Raw genomic sequence first — 18,582 nt, 5'->3', positions numbered from 1 at the left:
TGTTTTTTCTAAAAATTAAAGTAGTTTTAATCCATACTTTTTTTGTTTACTTTGGCTGTGCCATTGGTTTTAATAATTTGTTACGTTTTTACCCCCAAATAGTAAGCACGATAAATAATCATAAAACCTTTCAAATAGCTTTTTCATAGCGATGTTTTTAAATTGAAAAATATTTTAAACACCAATAAAAAAGTAAATTAAACAGTAGACATGGTTGGCAGTCACTAAATTACAATTTTTATTTGATAAAACAAAATAAATAAATTTAATTCTTGTTTCATAAAGAAACGTCTAACTGTCCCTCTTTATACATTTAAAGATTCTGCATCACATCAATTACTTCCTGTTGCGTACTTAGACCTTTATCTTTTAAATACCATAATTGTAATTCTGTTTTGACTTTTTCATCAATAACTCCAAATTTCTTTTTATAATCATTTATCAAATCTGTTGCGCCTTTTGGTCTGGGTCCCCAACTGCCAAGTACACTTCCCGTTGCTCTGTCGATTATAATCAGTTTGGGAATTGCTTTCTTCTTATTGGTCAAAAACAGCTTCATCAGCTCCTCATTTTCGTCACGCAAAACAATTTTCAGCTCTATTTTATCCTCAGAAGCAATAGTCATCTGATTAAAAATAGGCAGTATTTGCGCAGCATCTCCACACCAACCTTCGGAAATAACCAGCCAAATGTATTCTCTTTTTAAATTTTTTATTTTTAAAATATTTTCATCCGGAATTTTTATCGTTTTATCCAAACGATCCATACGAGTTTCATTCAAAGAACTATAATGTGTCAAATTTTCTGATTGTTCATTCCCAGTTGATTTTCCTTCAAATAATAAATCAGAAACTAGTTTTCTATACTCCGAATACGAATGACTGTGAAATAATGCTCTAGCTACAGTTGTTTTCATGATAAAATATTTATTCACACAAAGTTACCATAAATTTGGATTTTAAAAATGACTTATATCAGTTTCCATTCCACAAAAAGAGTAATTTTATATCAAATATTTAGAATGGATTTAAAAACAAAATCGATAGGCCTTGTACTTTCTGGCGGAGGCTCTAAAGGTATCGCACATGCTGGTGCAATAAAATTTTTGGAAGAGAAAAACATCTTCCCTTCCCGTATTGCCGGAACAAGCGCAGGCTCAATCGTTGGTGCCTTATATGCGTGGGGGAAAACTCCCGACGAAATCCTGGAGTTTTTTAAGTCTATCTACCTTTTTCATTGGAAACACTTTACCTTCACAAAAGCGGGTTTAATTGATTCTGAATCTTTCAAAAGTTATTTTCATGCAATTTTCAAGGATGCCTTACTAGAGGAACTAAAAATTCCAATTCATATTACAGCGACTGATATGGTTAGAGGAAGACTAAAAATATTTGGTCCTGAAACAACCATTATTGATGCTATTTTAGCTTCATCAGCATTTCCCGGGATTTTGTCTCCGTACGAAATTAAAGGAAAATTATATAGTGATGGCGGCATATTAAATCATTTTCCCTCAGATATTTTACAAGGACAATGTGATACCGTCATTGGAGTATACGTAAGTCCTCTTCAAAAAATTGAAGCTAAAGACCTGAGTTCCATAAAAGCCGTAACTACCCGTGCTTTTGACATCCTTTCGGCAAATTCAAATATGCACAAATTCAACGTTTGCGATTGGGTTATTGAGCCTAAGGATTTGTGTCTCTATAGCACTTTTTAAACCAATAAGATTAAAATGGACGCCATCTTCAACATTGGCTATGAAGCTGCAAAAAAATCCTACGGAAAACTTAATTTATAAATTTTAAGCAACACTTTTTTTAAAAAACAGAATATGTCTATATTTGCACCAATCAACTCAACACAAAAATGAAATACAAAAGAATTCTTCTAAAACTAAGTGGCGAAGCTTTAATGGGCGACTTGCAATACGGAATCGACCCAAAAAGATTAGCTGAATATGCTGATGAAATCCAGCAAATTCATGAAAAAGGAGTAGAAATAGCCATTGTAATTGGTGGTGGAAATATTTTTAGGGGAGTTGCAGGAGCAAGTGCAGGAATGGATAGAGTGCAAGGTGATTATATGGGAATGCTGGCGACCGTTATTAACGGAATGGCTTTGCAAGGCGCATTAGAGGATAAAGGGATGAAAACTCGTTTACAAACCGCTTTAAAAATGGAATCAATCGCTGAACCTTATATTAAAAGAAGAGCAGTCCGTCATCTTGAAAAAGGGAGAATTGTAATTTTTGGTGCAGGAACAGGAAATCCTTATTTTACAACAGATACGGCAGCCGTTTTACGTGGTGTAGAAATTGATGCTGATGTAATCCTAAAAGGAACCCGTGTTGATGGTGTATATGATTGTGATCCAGAGAAAAATGCATCTGCAGTGAAATTTGACTTCATCACATTTGAAGATGTTCTTAAAAAAGGATTGAATGTAATGGATACCACAGCATTCACATTAAGCCAGGAAAATAAATTACCAATTGTAGTTTTCGACATGAATAAAATAGGGAATCTATTGAAAATTTGCGCCGGAGAAAACATAGGAACAATAGTAAATATATAGTTAACGATGCTGTGTTTTAGACTTTGGTTTTCTCCAAAAATCTAGAACTCAAAACCCAAAACCTAAAGAAATGACCGAAGAAATTGAATTTATATTAGATAGTACTAAAGAATCTATGACAGGTTCTATTGCGCATTTAGAAAAAGAATTTTTAAATATTCGCGCCGGAAAAGCATCTCCAGCAATGCTAGGAAGTGTTTTTGTAGATTATTACGGATCCGCAACACCACTTTCACAAGTGTCTAAAATCAGTGTTCCTGATGCCAGAACGATTACGCTGCAGCCTTTTGAAAAAAACATGCTACAAGTAATTGAAAAAGCAATTATGGTGGCAAACATTGGTTTCAACCCAATGAATAACGGGGATGTAATTATCATAAGCGTTCCAGCATTAACTGAGGAAAGAAGACGTGATCTTGCTAAACAAGCTAAAGTAGAAGCTGAAGATGCTAAAGTAGGTATTCGCAACGCAAGGAAAGATGCTAATACTGATATTAAAAAATTAGAAAAAGAAGGAACATCCGAAGACATTTGCAAAAGTGCCGAAGAAGAAGTTCAAAACTTAACCAATAGCTACATCCGTAAAATAGATGAGCTTTTAGTTTCAAAAGAAGCTGAAATCATGAAGGTTTAACTTTTAAACGTCTGAGCTAAATACAAGCTGGTTTTATTAGACAAAAACGATTAATTAAACAGTTTCAATATTCTTGAAGCTGTTTTTTTTTAATCTAAAGTCTTTTTGTTGTCACATTTAATTTGGAGCAGAGTTAGTGCTTTTAAATCTTTTTTATCACATAAGTTACAATTCCCCAAATGATTAATTGGTTTTCTTCGGTGACTTTTATGGGAGAATAATTAGAATTTTCAGGCATCAGATACAAACAATCTTTCTCGAGCTGAATGCGTTTTACAGTAAATTCTCCATCAATAAAACAAATCGCAATTTTATTGTTTTGAGGTTCCAGACTTCGATCCACAACAAGAACATCTTTGTCATTTATACCGGCATCAATCATCGAATTCCCTTTGACTTTGACATAAAAAGTAGCCAAGGGATTTTCACTTAGTTCTTTATTCAAATCGATATTTGTCTCCATAAAATCGGCCGCCGGAGATGGAAATCCCGCTGAAACGCCTTCGGACATGAAAGGAATTTTAAAGTCACTTTCAAAATCGGGCAGAAAGAATGTTAGCTTTTGTTTTTTATTTAATGGCATTTTATTTCGAGAATATCTTTAAAATTAGTGGTGTATTTAGGTGATAAATGCTTCTGGTTCATATCCCAAGTCAAACTTAAATTTTGTGTAGCCAATTTTACTTTTTTGTCTCCAATTTTATTATTGAGACGATCCATCACTTTCATTAACTCCAAATGTTTTGGATTTTCCTCATCAAACAACTGCAATTGTTTTCTATTTTCATCAATAAGTTCCGTAACAATAACGCCGGCTTTCTTGAATTTTATATTTTCATTTCCTTTGTATATTTCTTTCAAAATAGCAATTGCCGTATTTGAAATTGTCAAAGTAGAATTGGTCGCATAAGGCAACGTAATCGCCATATTAAAATAGTATTTTGACGTTTGCACGGTATGTTTATCGATGACTAGCATTACAATAACCGTATGACAGCAGGAGTTTTGTTTTCGTAATTTCTCGGCACAAACCGATGCAAAAGTGGCAATGCGTTCCCGCAACAAATCAAAATCAGAAATCTGTTTTGGAAAGCTTCGGGTAATGGCAATGCTTTTCTTTTGATCAACAAGAGGTTCTAAATCCAAAACTGATTTTCCCTCTAATTCGTATTTCAACCGGAGACCAACAACTCCCATTTCTTTCTTAATCCAAGATTCGTGTTGTGGAGCGATAAAGTCTAAAGCAGTGGTGATATTTCGCGCTTTCATCTTTTTATTCATGCGATAACCAATCCCCCAAACATCTTCAATTTTTGTCCATTTCAAAGCTTTGATGCGTTTTTCATCACTATCGATTACATAAACTCCAAAGGTTCTCTCTTGAAATTTCTTGGCTATTTTGTTGGCTACTTTTGATAATGCTTTAGTTTCCGCAAAACCAATACAAACTGGAATCCCCACCCATTTTTGCACACGGGTTTTCATTAGGACTCCATAATCATGATAATCGGAAACATTTTGACCATCAAAATTCAGAAAGGCTTCATCAATGCTGTAAATTTCGACATTAGGCGTAAATTGACCTAAAATCGACATCACTCGATTGCTTAAATCACCATAAAGGGCATAATTTGAAGAAAATAACTTTACCTCTTTCTCTTTAACCAGTTCCTTGATTTGAAAGGCTGGAGCTCCCATAGGAACCCCAACAGCTTTGGCTTCATTGCTTCTGGAAATCACGCAACCATCATTATTTGACAATATTGCAACAGACCTCCCAGCGAATTGAGGTTGAAAAACCCTTTCGCAGGAAGCGTAAAAATTATTACAATCGACTAAAGCATACATAATGCAAAATTACTCAATATGCTTTTATGCGAGTTAGTAATAAAAGTTAATTTTGGGATTGTTGATAAGTAAAAAAGATCGTTTGTATTATTACAAAAACACTTCTTCACAAAAAAGTTTTGATGGTTACATTTTATAGGAATTAATATTTACGATATATTAAGAATGAAAACAGACCATAAAATAACAAGTCGAGAATCTTCTAGAAAAATATAAAATACTCGTTTTTACAATAAAAAAAACTCGTTGGAAGTAAATACTTAAATTTACTTCCAACGAGTTTTTTTTATTGTAAGTTTTTTAACTCAAAAGCAATTGATGATAATCCTTAATTTACATTAGAAGGATTATAAACCATATTGCTTCAGATGAATATAATTCAATTTATTACCAATTAAATGGTAAGTACCAGTTATTTGGATTCATTAATTTAGCTCTTACTATAGCAGCCTCAGCATTACCTTCTTTATTCAATTTATCGTAGATTTTATCAGCCAAGAAAGCGGGATCATTTCTACGTCTAGCAACGCGCACTAAATCTTCCCAACGGTTTCCTTCGTAAGCCAAATTCAAAGCAGCTTCATCAATGATGTTATTTTCAATTGAAATTAAACTATCTCCTACTACTGCAGCTCTTGTTAAATATGCACGGCCTCTAATACCACCACCACGATACCAATTAGCTCTATAGTAAGGAAATTCTCCTTGACGAGCATCAAAATCATAAGGAAAAGCTTTCTTAGTCTGCATAGCATTAGTCACATCAGCTGAAGCGCTATTAAGTGCCCCACGATTATAAGCTGCTTTTATACCATAATTTAAAATGGCATCAGCGATTCGATGTTGATTATCTCTATTAGCAGCTTCTGCATAACGTAAATGTAATTTTTCAGCACGGTACAAAAACCAATCTCCATCCGTTTTAAACTGATCGAGAGCAGTTTCATATCTGTAAAGGTATTTCATGATAACAGGATCACCGCTTACCATCTTGTAAGTAAATTTTGAACCACGAGCATCATAAGGGATACCGTTAGTTTGGGCTTGACTATTCCATAGATTCATAGCACGTTGCGATGGTTTAGCCACATAATTACCAGACATTTTCGAAAAAATAGCGATAAAAGGATTTGCAGGGGCAAACTTACTATCAAAAGGCAATGACCAAGTCCATTCGGTATTCCATACAGCATCTTTACTTCTAGCAAATATAGACCTCCAACCTTGAGTATCGGTATTAAGCAAAGTAGTCACATCAGGACTTCTTGTGTAATTAACAAGTAAATCATTATTACCACTACCCGCAAAATTACTTATGCGATACACCTCATAACGCTCCGTATCACTTCCGCTAGTAGATGCAGTCTCCAAAACGATTTTATAATGTGAAGCCGCTTTTAAATAGTCTCCTTTCCAAAGTTCTAAATCTCCTAATAGACACTCCTTATTAATAAAGAATTTAGCCGTATTATACCCATCAACAGTAATTACTAAACTACTTCCTGCTTCATATTGCTTTTTATAAGTTAGTCCTTCAGTGAAAGCAACCAGCTTATCCACAAGTTGACTAAGAGGAATTCTTGGATATTTACTTACATTTTTAACATCATCTAAAGTTTCAATAGGCTCTGTGATATAAGGTACACTTCCAAAGTGGATTCCTAATTGCAAGTAAACCCAAGAACGAATGCATCCTACATCAGCATAACGTTGCTCATACTGTGATTGCGTAAATTTCTTTTTGGCAAGCATGATATCGAAATTTTTTAACGCATCATTACAATTTTGAATTACTTCATAAAATTGTTTCGGATTAATATATGGATTTTCTGCCGTTTCATTATGCTCAGACAATTCCTTTAAATAAGGACTTGAATTTCTTGTTGTAGTCATTAAATCCGCGCGCATTTCGTTAAGCATTACGTGCTTTTCTGCAAGAGCCATAAACTTACCATAAATTCCTATTACGGCAGCATCAGCATCAAATACATCTCGATATACTTGATCTCCCGTAAGCTTATCTTCGGGTAGTACATCCAGATAGTCTTGACAAGAGCCTAGGCTAAGTAGCAGCACCATAACTGATAGTATGGATATGATGCTTGTTGTTTTTTTTGTTTTAATTGTTGTTATCATCTGTATGTTATTTCTGTAGTATAAATAATTAAAGTCCTAGACGCAGTCCTAGTTGCAATGTTCTGAACTGAGGAGCTAAACCTATATCTGTTCCTTGACCGAATATAGATGATGTAGCACTGAATTCAGGATCATAACCAAGATATTTAGTAAACGTAAATAAGTTGTTAGCAGTTGCATAAAGCTTGATATATTTAACGTAATTCATGTCGTTTACAGCAAAATTATATTCCAACACTACCGTTTTAAGTCTTAAATAAGAACCGTCTTCAATCCATCTGTTTGAAAATTCAGCATTCCCTATTGGATCTCCCCAAGTTGCTTTTGGAATATCTGTTTGTTGTCCTTCTACTCTCCAACGATTAGCTACAGCTGCACTTTGGTTTTCGTATCCACTCATTTTTTCCAGATTGTAACGCAATCCATTATAAATATCATTCCCAATCGAGAAATTAAACAACCCTTGAAGACTAAAACGCTTGTAAGTAATATTAGCTGAGAAACTACCCATTACATCTGGATTAGGATTCCCAATGACCATACGGTCCTTGTTATCTATTACCTTATCATTATTAGTATCTGTAAATCGCATATCACCAGCTGTAAAAGGAACTAATTCACCATTTGACAAACGTTTGTTTAAACCTGCTGCAGTAGCTTCGGCAGCAGTACTATATACTCCGGCACTATTTAAACCATAGAATAAATTAGCATCTTTACCTACTGATGTCAAATAAGTAGCTCCAGCAAATTGAGTAAGTATATCACCACTTGGCAAGTTTTGAATTTCGTTTTTGTAACGACTTAAATTCAAATCAAAATCAAAAGTAAAATCAGCTGAATTTACAACACGTGCTTTCAATGCTAATTCGCCCCCTAAAGTACGCATTGCCCCACTATTGGAAACAACATAATCAAATCCACTTGTATTACTAACTGTTTCATAAGTAATCATGTTCTGAGTTTTATTGTAAAACACATCAAATGATGCATTAATGCGCTCATTCAATATCCCTAAATCAGCACCTAAATTAAGTTTTTTTACCGTTTCCCATTCTAAGTTTGGATTTCCAATATTCCCCCTTACCAGACCTTGTACGCCCAATAAATTTTGAGAAACATAGTATTGTTGTGCAGTAAAGTTTCCTATATCATCATTACCGCTATGACCATAACTAGCTCTAAGTTTTAAATAATCTATAGCCTTTAAATTTTTCATAAAGCTTTCAGATGATACTAACCAAGCTCCCGTTATGGAAGTCATAAGTGCAAATTTATCAGCCCCATTTGACTTTTCATCTCCAAATCTACTTGATCCATCAACCGCATAACTTGTTGTCAAGAAATATTTGTGACGATAGTTGTAATTTGCACTGGCATAAATATTTAACCAATTCCATTCTCCTAATACTCCTCCCACTTGACGTAGCAAGTTAGATCCAGCACCCACACTTTTAAAATCATCCGTAGAAGAATTGTAACCTAAACCTAAATCACTTTCTGATTTATTACTTTGCGTTCTAATTCCAAAACGAGCCTCTAAGTTGTTGTCATTATTGAAATTTTTAAAGTAGTTAGCATAAGTATCCGTATAAAGACCTTTGTAACTTTGAACTTCACTTCCTGAACGATTCGTTCCTATAGCAGTGGGAAGAACAACATTAGCCACTCCAAAATCTGGAATAAAGAACGTTTCTCTTTCCTTATTAAATGTTAATCCTAAGATAGAACTAATATTCCAAGCCTTATTTAAAGCATAGTTGAATTTAAAATTACCAAAGAAGCGGTAATTATTGTTCGTTCCAAAACCATTCTTTAAAATCGCATTTGGGTTACTTACATTAAAATAATCTACATCAGCCAAATTTGGCGATACTTGACCAGCGTCATCAACATTATGGTGATATAAAAATGGTGACTTAGTAAGTGCTAAATACATTGGGCTTGTTTTGTAAGCAAATCCTTGATCCCATTGATTTTGAATATTATTGATAAAAGATAAATTAGCATCTACAGTAAGTTTCTCCGTTAATCTTAATGCTGCATTTAAACGAGTACTGGATCTTTTTGTATCGGTTTGTTGAACAATCCCCTTACTGTCAAGATACCCTACAGACAAACCAAACTTTGCTATATCATCTCCTCCACGAACTTTTAAAAAATAATTTTGATTTGTACTTGCCTTAAAAACTTGATCTTGCCAATTCGTATTATTGTGATATTTATAATACCCTGCAGAACCTACATTATCATTCATATAAGGCAAATCAGCAATCTGCTGTTGTGATAGCCCACGAGAGGCTTCTAATTGAGATAGATGCGTACGGTAGCCATTTGCATCAAGCAAGGGCAACTGATCAGGAGCTTGATTTACTCCTCCATACATAGTAAAATCAATTTTAGTGGATAGTTCTGTAGCACGAGTAGTAGTAATATTAATTACTCCATTAGCTCCTTTTGTACCATAAAGAGAAGAACCATCTTTAATAACAGTTACATCCTCTATGTCTTTAACATCTATATTAGTTAAAGGAGAAGAAATATTATTTTGTATAATTCCTGAGCCATAATCTTCATCATCATAGATCATTCCATCTACAATAATCAAAGGTTTGTTAGTCGCATACAATGAATTAAAACCTCGCAGCGATAAATAGGTACCCGCTCCTGGAGTTCCAGAGTTTCTAACCGTGTTTAACCCTGCCACTTTCCCTTGAAGAAACCCCCCAATAGATTCATTTACAGGACTGGACCATTGATTTTTTTTAAAATTAACAACGCTATTTGCACCCGTATTATCATATTGTATTTTGTCTCCAGATGGAAGATTAGCTACTTGATAAGCAGGAGCATAATAAGGCTCACTTAGGAATATTTGTATTCCTGATTCTTGTTTTTTTAAAGCATATACTTTAGCTTGAAAATCTCCACCACTTATTTTAAGTATTGCTTCTAAATTTGGCACCCTGATTTCAAAGCTACCATCATCATTCGTAATGGCTGCCGAAAATCCCTCGACTGTAATGTTAATTCCTGATAAAGCAACTTTGGTTTTTGCATTTTTAACAACGCCTTTAACTAAAATACCTTTTACTTTTTTATTTATGGTTGGGATTGCAGTAGTAGTTGAATCCTGAGCCTTTTGTGCATACAATGGCACATAAAGTTCCCCGGCAAAAAACATGCTTACTAGGCAGGTTAGTTTTATAATTTTTAGCATAACTAATTTTTTATAGAATATTATTTAAGGACAGGAACAAATTTCAAATAATCAAGAGTGAGGGAGTTGTTCCCGTTTGTGGTAGTATTAGCAGCGATTAATGAAATCAAATCGATATTACGCGCCTTAGTTAGTGTAAAACTACCAATAGGAACTTCTTCATAAAAATTAGGCTGAACACTTATAGGACCTATAACACCAATAAAATCAGAAAAAGTTACAATATTATTGGTAATTGTATATTTCCCATTAAAACTTAAACTCTGTTGCACCACATTGGTTTGAAAATCATTTATGGCTCTCCAAGAGACTTTATAAGTAGTACTGTATAAATCTTTAGCGTCATAATTCAACATAAATGATGCCGTACCTGAGTTTTGTACGATGACATCATTGAATAACAAACCTAATGGATCTAACGGATTTTTTTTATCGCGATAATAAATCGCACTACGTCCTCCATTAAAATAACTAATATTCTTTTCTCCTTCAATTTTTGTAGTAACTAAACGTTTATCTAGACGAACATCTACTTTTTTCATGATATAAACTACACCATTACTTAACTGTATTGGTTCACCTACAATTTGTGTTTTGTCAATAGGAACCTCAACACCAAATCTTGAAGTTAAAGTTGCCGGCAATTCATTCAACTCATACTTTTTAGGAAAAGCCATATCTCTTAATGTAAAATACTTAGAATAAATTGCTGTAGAGTCAATAGCCGGATTATTAGATGTCTTAATCAAATAAGGTTTCATCTTATCCACTTCAGCATTATATCCCGCATCTTGCATCAAGAATACAGTATAAGAATTTTTCTCATTATTCAAATTATACACATTTCTCAAATACGAATTAGATAATGAATCTGCAAGATACCCAGGAGCTGAACTTGCTTTAGCGTCACTATCAGCTTTATAAATACTAAAACTTTTTAAGAACAATAAGTAGTCACTAGTTGCCGATAAACCTGCTTTAGAATTGATATACTGCCAAATGTTCAATTTAGGAGTAAGTGCTTTATTAATGATGTGAAACACTCCGTTAGCCGCATAGTGATCAGCTGTTACAATAGTAGCGTCATCAATCATAGTACTTCCTTTGAATGTTAAGTATTTATCACTGAACATTTTTATTTGTGTTTTCTCCCCACTTCTTATAGAAGAATAAGCGGTTAAAGCAATATGATTTGCAACAAATTGTTTAAGTCCCTTAGCATCATTAAGAATGGATTTATCCAACTGGTAGATAGCCTCATTAGTAGGAGCAAAAACGGTATATGTCTTAGATTCAGACAGGATTTTGTCATATCCCGTTTGAACGAGTAACGCTCCAAACAGGGATACTTCAGTTGTATTTGTAATTGCCTCGCTCAGATTTACACCTAGATTGGCATCGTCATTATTTTCACGATCATCCCAAGGATTAGAACAAGAGACTAAGGCTATAGTTAACAAACTAACCAATAGTCTTTTATAATTTAAATTTAATACGATCATTTTTACTTGATTAAGTTTGTACTTGTACACTTTTATAATTTTAATAACCACTATTACTATTATCGCCGTTTGTGGCTTCTGCTCTTTGAACTAAATTACTAGTCCCTGACACTGGAAAACCTTTTTTAAATTTTGGCCATATTTGATCCATTTCTACTGGACGAAACTCGACCATATCGAATCTATCTGCATCACCTGCACTACAACCTGAACAAGCGTCTGTAACAAATTTAATTTTATGCCTTCCTGTTGTAGGTACTTCTACAATGCCTACCAGTCTACAATTCATATTATCTGCTTTAACAAATGGAAATATATAACGCTTGTAACCTTGCGACTCTAACACTCTATCAGTTATTCCCGTTGTAGTAGACGAAGGATCATTTGCTGTTTCTAAATGATTGATAATTCTAGAGGTTTGTACACCATCAAAAAACACCTTTGTATTAGTAGAGCCTTTAGAAGAAGGTGCACGATAAGAAACCCATATTTTATAACGGCCTTTAATAATTACCGGGGTATTAAATTCAATATCATTCAAACCTCCTGTACCAGTACGAAAACGAAAAATATTAAAAAGATCCCCATTAACTGCTCCACCATTAGGTTGCCATGACATAGTATATGTTTTATTTCCTGTCCAGGTAACATCCTTAAGTCCTCCTAATACAAAACCAAAAGACACTCCTCCAACTTTTCTGTAATTAGCAACATTTGCAGCCATTTCTGGTTGATTACATAAATCAAAATAAACTGGTGATGCAACACGCTTTTTAATTGAGAAATTTCCATCCACATAATGCAATACTCCATTAGAAGAAGTCTCGTCACTACTTTTTCTTACAACACCAACCCCTTTTTCAAGTACTCCATTAAAAATATCCTCATTTAATAAAATATCTTGTTTAACTAATTTTGAACTAATTACTTCCAACGGAGCCTTTGTAACAAACACTGGAGTTGTTGCAAAATCAGCTAAATAACTCAAACCTGGTATTATACGATATTGTACATACAAATTCAAACTATCTGTTAGATTTGTTGGATTTCCTAAATGGCTGTATCTTAGTTTTAAATTAGCCAAAGTATTTAATTTAATTTCAATATTATTATTTTTAGGATTTTTCCATGTAGTATTTTCAAATACTACATTAGATTGTGCTAAAACTGTTAAAAAACTACCAACTTTATTAGCATCATAAGTAATCGGTTGGTTTAGTTTCTCAAACCATCCAGTAGCTTTTAAAACTTCAGTAAACAAAGATAGATTTGGATCAGCTTCTATAGTCTGTGCCAACGTTTTATTGGCAACACGTAACACTTTATCAATAACATGTATCACACCATTCCCAGCTTCTACGTTAGAAGCTAGAATATTTGACGTTTTATTGATAGTTAAACTAGAAACTTCATTGATATTTTCTGCCCCAGTTATTAAATACTGCCCAAATAAAGTAGGCGTTGCAATTTTTCCATCAGTAAAATCAGTAGTGCCAATTTTTTTATCTAAAATGTGCAGTTTAGCTATATTTTGTAAATCTACTAATGGCACGTCCTTTAATGAAGTAGCGCCAACATCTTTTAAATATTGCTTTACAGCATCATTAGTAGGAAGAAATAAGGTGTACGTACCGTAAGTATTCATAAATGAAGCATAATTGGTAATATCCAAAATTTCTAAAAACATCGAATAATCTGGATTAGCTCTTAAATATTCGGTTATATTAAGAGTATCATCAGTACTTTGTTTTATTTTTTCAGGTGTACAGTATTGAAACACTATAGCTATAAAAAACACTAAAGTAAGTCTCAACAGGCTAGGCAATCTTAAAAATCTTTTCATGACTTATTTTTTTATTTATAAAATGGATTTTGTACAAGTGCTTTATTAGTATAAAGTTCATACGTATTAATAGGTAAATAGTGACTGTTTGAATCCCTTAATTTTGCAATAATTGATTGTTGTAGATTTGCTGGTGCAGTTGCGACAGCTAAATCAATTAACAATTGTTTGCGTTCGTATTTATTAGCTCGAGCAACACGCAATAGATCATACCAACGTTTTCCTTCAAAAGCAAATTCACGGGCACGTTCCGCTAATATATAATCAATAATACCATTAGTATCACTTGCACCAACAGTTTGTGATGTTTGTGCAAGGGCTTTACGGTTCGTACGAATATCAGTAATATTCTTAATTGCAGCTAGCCCGTTATCTACCCCTCCTATTCTTGCTAAAGCTTCCGCTTGCATCAAGATCACATCAGCATACCGATACACAAACCAATGCGTATCTGAGTCTTGTAAGGCCTTACGATCCTCACCATTTAAACCAGTGAATTTATAAATTTCGCCTGTTGCGCCAACCAATGATGCTCTATCCCCACGAATGTCTTTTTTATTAACAGGATCATCAAAATCAATTCCAAAAACATTATCCATCAAAAGTGCATCAGCCTTAAATTCTGGTCTTTGTAAAAACATATTATGAAATGGTCCTCGATTAGATGTAGTGTATTGAAATTCAAAAATACTTTCAGTCGAATTTCCTCTAGCAAACACGGTATTAAACCAAGTACTGGCCGCTGCTTCTATCAATTTAAATTTTCCTGAACCGGTCACCTTTTTTGTAGCTGCCAGCGCTGATGGATAATCTTCTGTCCATAAATAAACATCTGCTAACATGGCATTAATAGCGTAAGTTGTAATACGCCCTTTGTTTGAGGCATTATCTCCATAATCTTCAACAGCATATTCATCAGCTTGTTTCAAATCTTTAATTACCTGTGCAAAAACTTCACTTTGTGTACTAGTTGCTATTTGAAAATTATCCTGATCACTTAAAGTAGCCGTTAATTTTAATGGTACATCTTTAAAAGTACGAGCCAATGTAAAGTACAAATACCCTCTAATTGCCAATGCTTCCGAAAGAAAATGTTTTAATTGTTTATCCGTCAAGGTTGGATCCTCATTTTTAACCGCAGGTGCTAAATCAATTACTGTATTACAATAATTAATCGTTCTGTAAAATGCAGCCCAACTAGTTAACTCATTAGATGGAAGAATATTAGTATTCATAATATCTCTTTCGTCCTCGGTTACAAATATATCTTCAACCACCATACCACCTCTCAATTCCCCATACATAAATAAATATTGAGTCATTGTTAAATCACCCACTCCCGGAGGAGAGCTTAGCATCGACGCGTAGATCCCAGTCACAGCAGCCTGTATATCCTCTTTAGTTTTCCAGAATTCATCCCGTACAATTCCGTCTTGAGGACGTAGATCTAAATAATTATCGCACGAACTTGCCGAAACGAAAAGGATAAAGATTGCTAATATTGTTTTTATTTTAGTTTGCATAAATCAAATATTTTTTATTTTAAAAACGAGTTGTAAGACCAAATGTGAAACGTTTAGTAGGTGGTGTACTAGCATTGTCTACAGCAATACCAAAAGGACCTTTTCCCATACTTACCTCAGGATCTTGACCTCTATATTTTGTAAAAGTGTACAAGTTATCCGCTGTTAGATAAAACCTTAAATCTTCTAAATTTAATTTTTTTAATAAATTCTTTCCTAAATTATAACTAACTGTAACGGAACGAAGACGAACAAATGAAGCATCTTCTACATAACGATCAGAACCTAACCAATTATATCCCGCACCATAAACAGCTCTTGGCATATTAGTCACATCACCTGGATTGCGCCATCTTGCTAAAACAGCTGTACTTTGATTACTATATCCATACATGTTTGTAGTTCTCATGTCAGTTCCATTAATAATATCGTAGTTTAGACGGTACGTAAAGAATAGTAATACTTTAAATTGATTATTAAAACTTACTGACGGTCCAAATCCTCCTGTTAGTTTAGGATTACTATTTCCTAAATACACTACGTCACGACTATCAATGTTTCCATCTTTATTGATATCTTCATAAATAGCGTCTCCTGGTTGAAACACATAATCCGTATTAGGGTAATTGAAACGCATCAATACTTCTTGACCATTAGGTCCTACAATAACATTCCCGCTACGGTCTCTGGCTTTTGTTGCATCAAGATCAGTATAAACGCCTTTAAATTTATATCCATAAAACGAACCAAAAGGATTATCAACTTGAAGAAAACGCTTAAACTCCCCATTTCTATCGGTGTTTCCACTTTCACTAGGATAATACTCAGAAATCTCTTTAATAATATTTTTATTACCCGAAATATTAAAATTAAAATCTACTTTCCATTTTCCTGATTTATACGGAGTAGCATTCAAACCTATTTCCCATCCTGTGTTTTCCATAGATCCCACGTTTTGGTCTGATATATTATCAAATCCTGAAACGGTACTTAAAGCAAGATTTTCAAAAAGCAAATCTTTAGTAGTATTTTGATATATTTCGGCATCAATAGACAAACGTTTTTTAAACAATTGCAAGTTGAAACCTAGGTTTTTACCCACTATTGTCTCCCAACGTAAATTACTCAATTCCATATTTGTTGGGACAACTCCATTAACTCCTAAATATTGACTATCATAGTTATCATAAACATTAAAATAACGATAATCATAACGAGGTGCTCTACCGGAATGTCCATAACTAAGTCTCATACTTAAATCATCAACAAAATCTAATTTCTGCATAAATGGTTCCCCTGAAATTCTCCAACGTGTGGATACAGAGGGAAAATAACCATATCTGTTATTAGCACCAAATTTTGAATTACCATCAGCACGCAAACCAACATTCACAATATAACGATCTAACAAACCATATTGAGCACTTATCACTGCACCAACATTCCTAGATTGACTATTATTCGTAGACAAAGTTAAATCCGAATTTTGTGTCCTGGACGGATTTGACGGATCTGTCAATAGCGACGAAGCCGTATTTGACGTTAATGCCTGATGCGATGTATAGCGATAATCATTAGATTGTAATGACAAAACCGTTTGAAAAGTTTGATCTTTCCCTATCGTTGGGGTATAAACAAAATTCGTCTTTGTAATAACATTAGAGGCATCAATATCAGCATCAGAAGCTCTATTCACTACTGTTTCAGTAAAAGGACGACCCGTTGCATTTTGTGGCAAAAATGATCTAGCCTTGGTATTGTTAAAATCAAATTGAAGGTCAAAAGTCGACATTAAAACTTTAGGAATAATATCTACACTCAAATTAAAGTGAGGAACTACACGAACTCCAACTTGATCATTAGTCGCATACTCAGCCATAGCTAGCGGATTGTAAGTTCCAGGATAAGTCCCCTGAACATTTGAAGCTGGTGAGAAATAATTTGGAGTAAGATTTCCCATTGCATCATACTCATAAATACTCATATTTGGCATTTTAGTATAGGCAACTCCTCTTAGTCTGTCATCACTATCCTTTGAATTAGAATAATTACGTTGGGTATCAGTATACGTATAAGACAAATCCGTTTTAAACTTAATACGATCTGAAACTACGTAGTCTAAGTTTAATCTGGCATTCATTCTTTCTAAACCAGTACCTACAGTCACCCCTTTTCCTTTATAATAACCCACTGAGGTGAAATATCGTGCTTTTTGTCCACCCCCTTGTAATGATAAATTGTGTTCTCCCGTAAAAGCTGCTTGAGAAATAGCATCTACCCAATTGGTATTTTGACTATAGTTCTTATAAAAATAAACTTCTTGTGGATCGTATTGAAATTCTTTAACCGTTAAAGTATTCAAAGGCACTCCGTTTCTGTTCATAAATTCTTCAGGAATCAATTGTGAGTACTGATCTCCATTTAACATTGGAATAGTTGGAGGCAACTCAGCATAAGTTCCTTTAAAAGTATAGGTGATTTTTGGCGCGCTAACTCCCCCACGTTTAGTGGTAATCAATAAAACTCCACTGGCAGCACGAGCCCCCCAAATAGCAGTAGCAGCAGCATCTTTTAAAATAGTAATCGTTTCTATATCTGAAGGTGCAATATTTAATAAAGCAGCATACCCTTGTTCGTCAGCAGAACCAAAGTTGAAATCTGCTGGAATTGAAGTTTCGAATGGCATACCATCAACCACTACCAAAGGGTCAGAAGAACCAGTGATAGAAGAAGTACCACGAATACGTATTTGCATACCAGCACCTGGATCCCCACTGGTGGCTGTAATATCCACACCAGGCAAACGCCCTTGTAAAGCTTCATCAATAGATGCTGCTTGCGTATTTTCTAAATCCGCAGCATTGATACTAACAGCACTGGTTGTTCGGTCACGATCAGCAATTTTCATTAATCCATTATCGGATGCCTTTGCAGAGATAACAACGATCTCCTTTAGTGATTCAATACTGGAAACCAATTTAATCTTAATAGATTGTCTGCCATTAAGAGGCACACTTTGAGATTTATAACCAATCGTTGATATAAATAATTTATTCTTTGGATTTACACGTATTGCAAAATTTCCATCAGCATCAGTTATCACACCCCCTACAGTACGATTCTCGCTATCCTGTTCTACAACAGTTGCTCCAGGAATACTTAGATTATCCCCTGCATCTAATACCTGACCACGAACCAAAGTAGCAGTAGTAGGCTGTTGTGCTAATGCAGGTATTGCTGTCAGCAAAATAAGGGCAATTGTAAAACTGTAAAATATATTTGTAATTTTTTGTTTCATT

At 34.2% G+C, this 18,582-nt stretch carries 11 protein-coding genes and 1 pseudogene; 3 read left to right on the top strand and 9 right to left on the bottom strand.

Features of this window, described 5'->3' with window-relative positions; all coding sequences use genetic code 11:
• Positions 1-313 precede the first annotated feature (313 nt).
• Positions 314-916, bottom strand: coding sequence for a thioredoxin family protein (locus ACNQGG_RS07410; RefSeq protein ID WP_417962644.1), 603 nt, complete (start codon positions 914-916; stop codon positions 314-316).
• A 105-nt stretch (positions 917-1,021) separates the two neighbouring features.
• On the opposite strand from ACNQGG_RS07410, the pseudogene ACNQGG_RS07405 reads away from it, so the two are divergent.
• The 3 genes and pseudogenes from ACNQGG_RS07405 to frr all read left to right on the top strand — a co-directional run bounded on the left by ACNQGG_RS07405 (position 1,022) and on the right by frr (position 3,211).
• Positions 1,022-1,801 (top strand): annotated as a pseudogene (locus ACNQGG_RS07405) (patatin-like phospholipase family protein).
• Between the two features lie 68 nt (positions 1,802-1,869).
• Entirely contained in the window at positions 1,870-2,577 is a 708-nt protein-coding gene (gene pyrH, locus ACNQGG_RS07400; RefSeq protein ID WP_417962642.1) for a UMP kinase, read from the top strand.
• Between the two features lie 70 nt (positions 2,578-2,647).
• On the top strand, positions 2,648-3,211 hold the full coding sequence (frr, locus tag ACNQGG_RS07395; RefSeq protein ID WP_417962640.1) for a ribosome recycling factor: 564 nt from the start codon (positions 2,648-2,650) through the stop codon (positions 3,209-3,211).
• A gap of 142 nt (positions 3,212-3,353) precedes the next feature.
• Here frr and ACNQGG_RS07390 read toward each other — a convergent pair whose 3' ends face one another.
• The 8 genes from ACNQGG_RS07390 to ACNQGG_RS07355 all read right to left on the bottom strand — a co-directional run bounded on the left by ACNQGG_RS07390 (position 3,354) and on the right by ACNQGG_RS07355 (position 18,581).
• Entirely contained in the window at positions 3,354-3,794 is a 441-nt protein-coding gene (locus ACNQGG_RS07390; protein ID WP_417962638.1) for a LexA family protein, read from the bottom strand.
• Complete coding sequence (locus ACNQGG_RS07385; protein WP_417962636.1) at positions 3,785-5,059, bottom strand: Y-family DNA polymerase; 1,275 nt, start codon at positions 5,057-5,059, stop codon at positions 3,785-3,787. The genes ACNQGG_RS07390 and ACNQGG_RS07385 overlap by 10 nt, the downstream gene beginning before the upstream one ends.
• A 387-nt stretch (positions 5,060-5,446) precedes the next feature.
• Entirely contained in the window at positions 5,447-7,195 is a 1,749-nt protein-coding gene (locus tag ACNQGG_RS07380; protein ID WP_417962634.1) for a RagB/SusD family nutrient uptake outer membrane protein, read from the bottom strand.
• A 28-nt stretch (positions 7,196-7,223) separates the two neighbouring features.
• Positions 7,224-10,415, bottom strand: a complete 3,192-nt coding sequence (locus ACNQGG_RS07375; RefSeq protein WP_417962632.1) for a SusC/RagA family TonB-linked outer membrane protein — start codon at positions 10,413-10,415, stop codon at positions 7,224-7,226.
• A gap of 20 nt (positions 10,416-10,435) precedes the next feature.
• The gene (locus ACNQGG_RS07370) at positions 10,436-11,917 is read right to left on the bottom strand and encodes a fasciclin domain-containing protein (RefSeq protein ID WP_417962630.1); all 1,482 of its coding nucleotides are present in this window, start codon (positions 11,915-11,917) and stop codon (positions 10,436-10,438) included.
• Between the two features lie 40 nt (positions 11,918-11,957).
• On the bottom strand, positions 11,958-13,760 hold the full coding sequence (locus ACNQGG_RS07365; protein WP_417962628.1) for a fasciclin domain-containing protein: 1,803 nt from the start codon (positions 13,758-13,760) through the stop codon (positions 11,958-11,960).
• An 11-nt stretch (positions 13,761-13,771) separates the two neighbouring features.
• Entirely contained in the window at positions 13,772-15,283 is a 1,512-nt protein-coding gene (locus tag ACNQGG_RS07360) for a RagB/SusD family nutrient uptake outer membrane protein (RefSeq protein WP_417962627.1), read from the bottom strand.
• A gap of 19 nt (positions 15,284-15,302) precedes the next feature.
• Positions 15,303-18,581: a SusC/RagA family TonB-linked outer membrane protein gene (locus ACNQGG_RS07355; protein WP_417962625.1), complete on the bottom strand. Its 3,279-nt coding sequence runs from the start codon at positions 18,579-18,581 to the stop codon at positions 15,303-15,305.
• Between the last annotated feature and the right edge of the window lies 1 nt (position 18,582).

The organism is Flavobacterium esculini (assembly GCF_048284325.1).
Classification (GTDB): Bacteria; Bacteroidota; Bacteroidia; order Flavobacteriales; family Flavobacteriaceae; genus Flavobacterium.
Note: the sequence above shows the minus strand (reverse complement) of the source record. Positions and strands in the feature narration are given on the sequence as shown.

Coding starts and splice junctions, on each gene's coding strand:
- ACNQGG_RS07370 (WP_417962630.1), bottom strand. CDS start 11,917: ATGATCGTATTAAATTTAAATTATAAAAGACTATTGGTTAGTTTGTTA.
- ACNQGG_RS07390 (WP_417962638.1), bottom strand. CDS start 3,794: ATGCCATTAAATAAAAAACAAAAGCTAACATTCTTTCTGCCCGATTTT.
- ACNQGG_RS07410 (WP_417962644.1), bottom strand. CDS start 916: ATGAAAACAACTGTAGCTAGAGCATTATTTCACAGTCATTCGTATTCG.
- ACNQGG_RS07360 (WP_417962627.1), bottom strand. CDS start 15,283: ATGCAAACTAAAATAAAAACAATATTAGCAATCTTTATCCTTTTCGTT.
- ACNQGG_RS07375 (WP_417962632.1), bottom strand. CDS start 10,415: ATGCTAAAAATTATAAAACTAACCTGCCTAGTAAGCATGTTTTTTGCC.
- ACNQGG_RS07365 (WP_417962628.1), bottom strand. CDS start 13,760: ATGAAAAGATTTTTAAGATTGCCTAGCCTGTTGAGACTTACTTTAGTG.
- pyrH (WP_417962642.1), top strand. CDS start 1,870: ATGAAATACAAAAGAATTCTTCTAAAACTAAGTGGCGAAGCTTTAATG.
- ACNQGG_RS07380 (WP_417962634.1), bottom strand. CDS start 7,195: ATGATAACAACAATTAAAACAAAAAAAACAACAAGCATCATATCCATA.
- ACNQGG_RS07385 (WP_417962636.1), bottom strand. CDS start 5,059: ATGTATGCTTTAGTCGATTGTAATAATTTTTACGCTTCCTGCGAAAGG.
- ACNQGG_RS07355 (WP_417962625.1), bottom strand. CDS start 18,581: ATGAAACAAAAAATTACAAATATATTTTACAGTTTTACAATTGCCCTT.
- frr (WP_417962640.1), top strand. CDS start 2,648: ATGACCGAAGAAATTGAATTTATATTAGATAGTACTAAAGAATCTATG.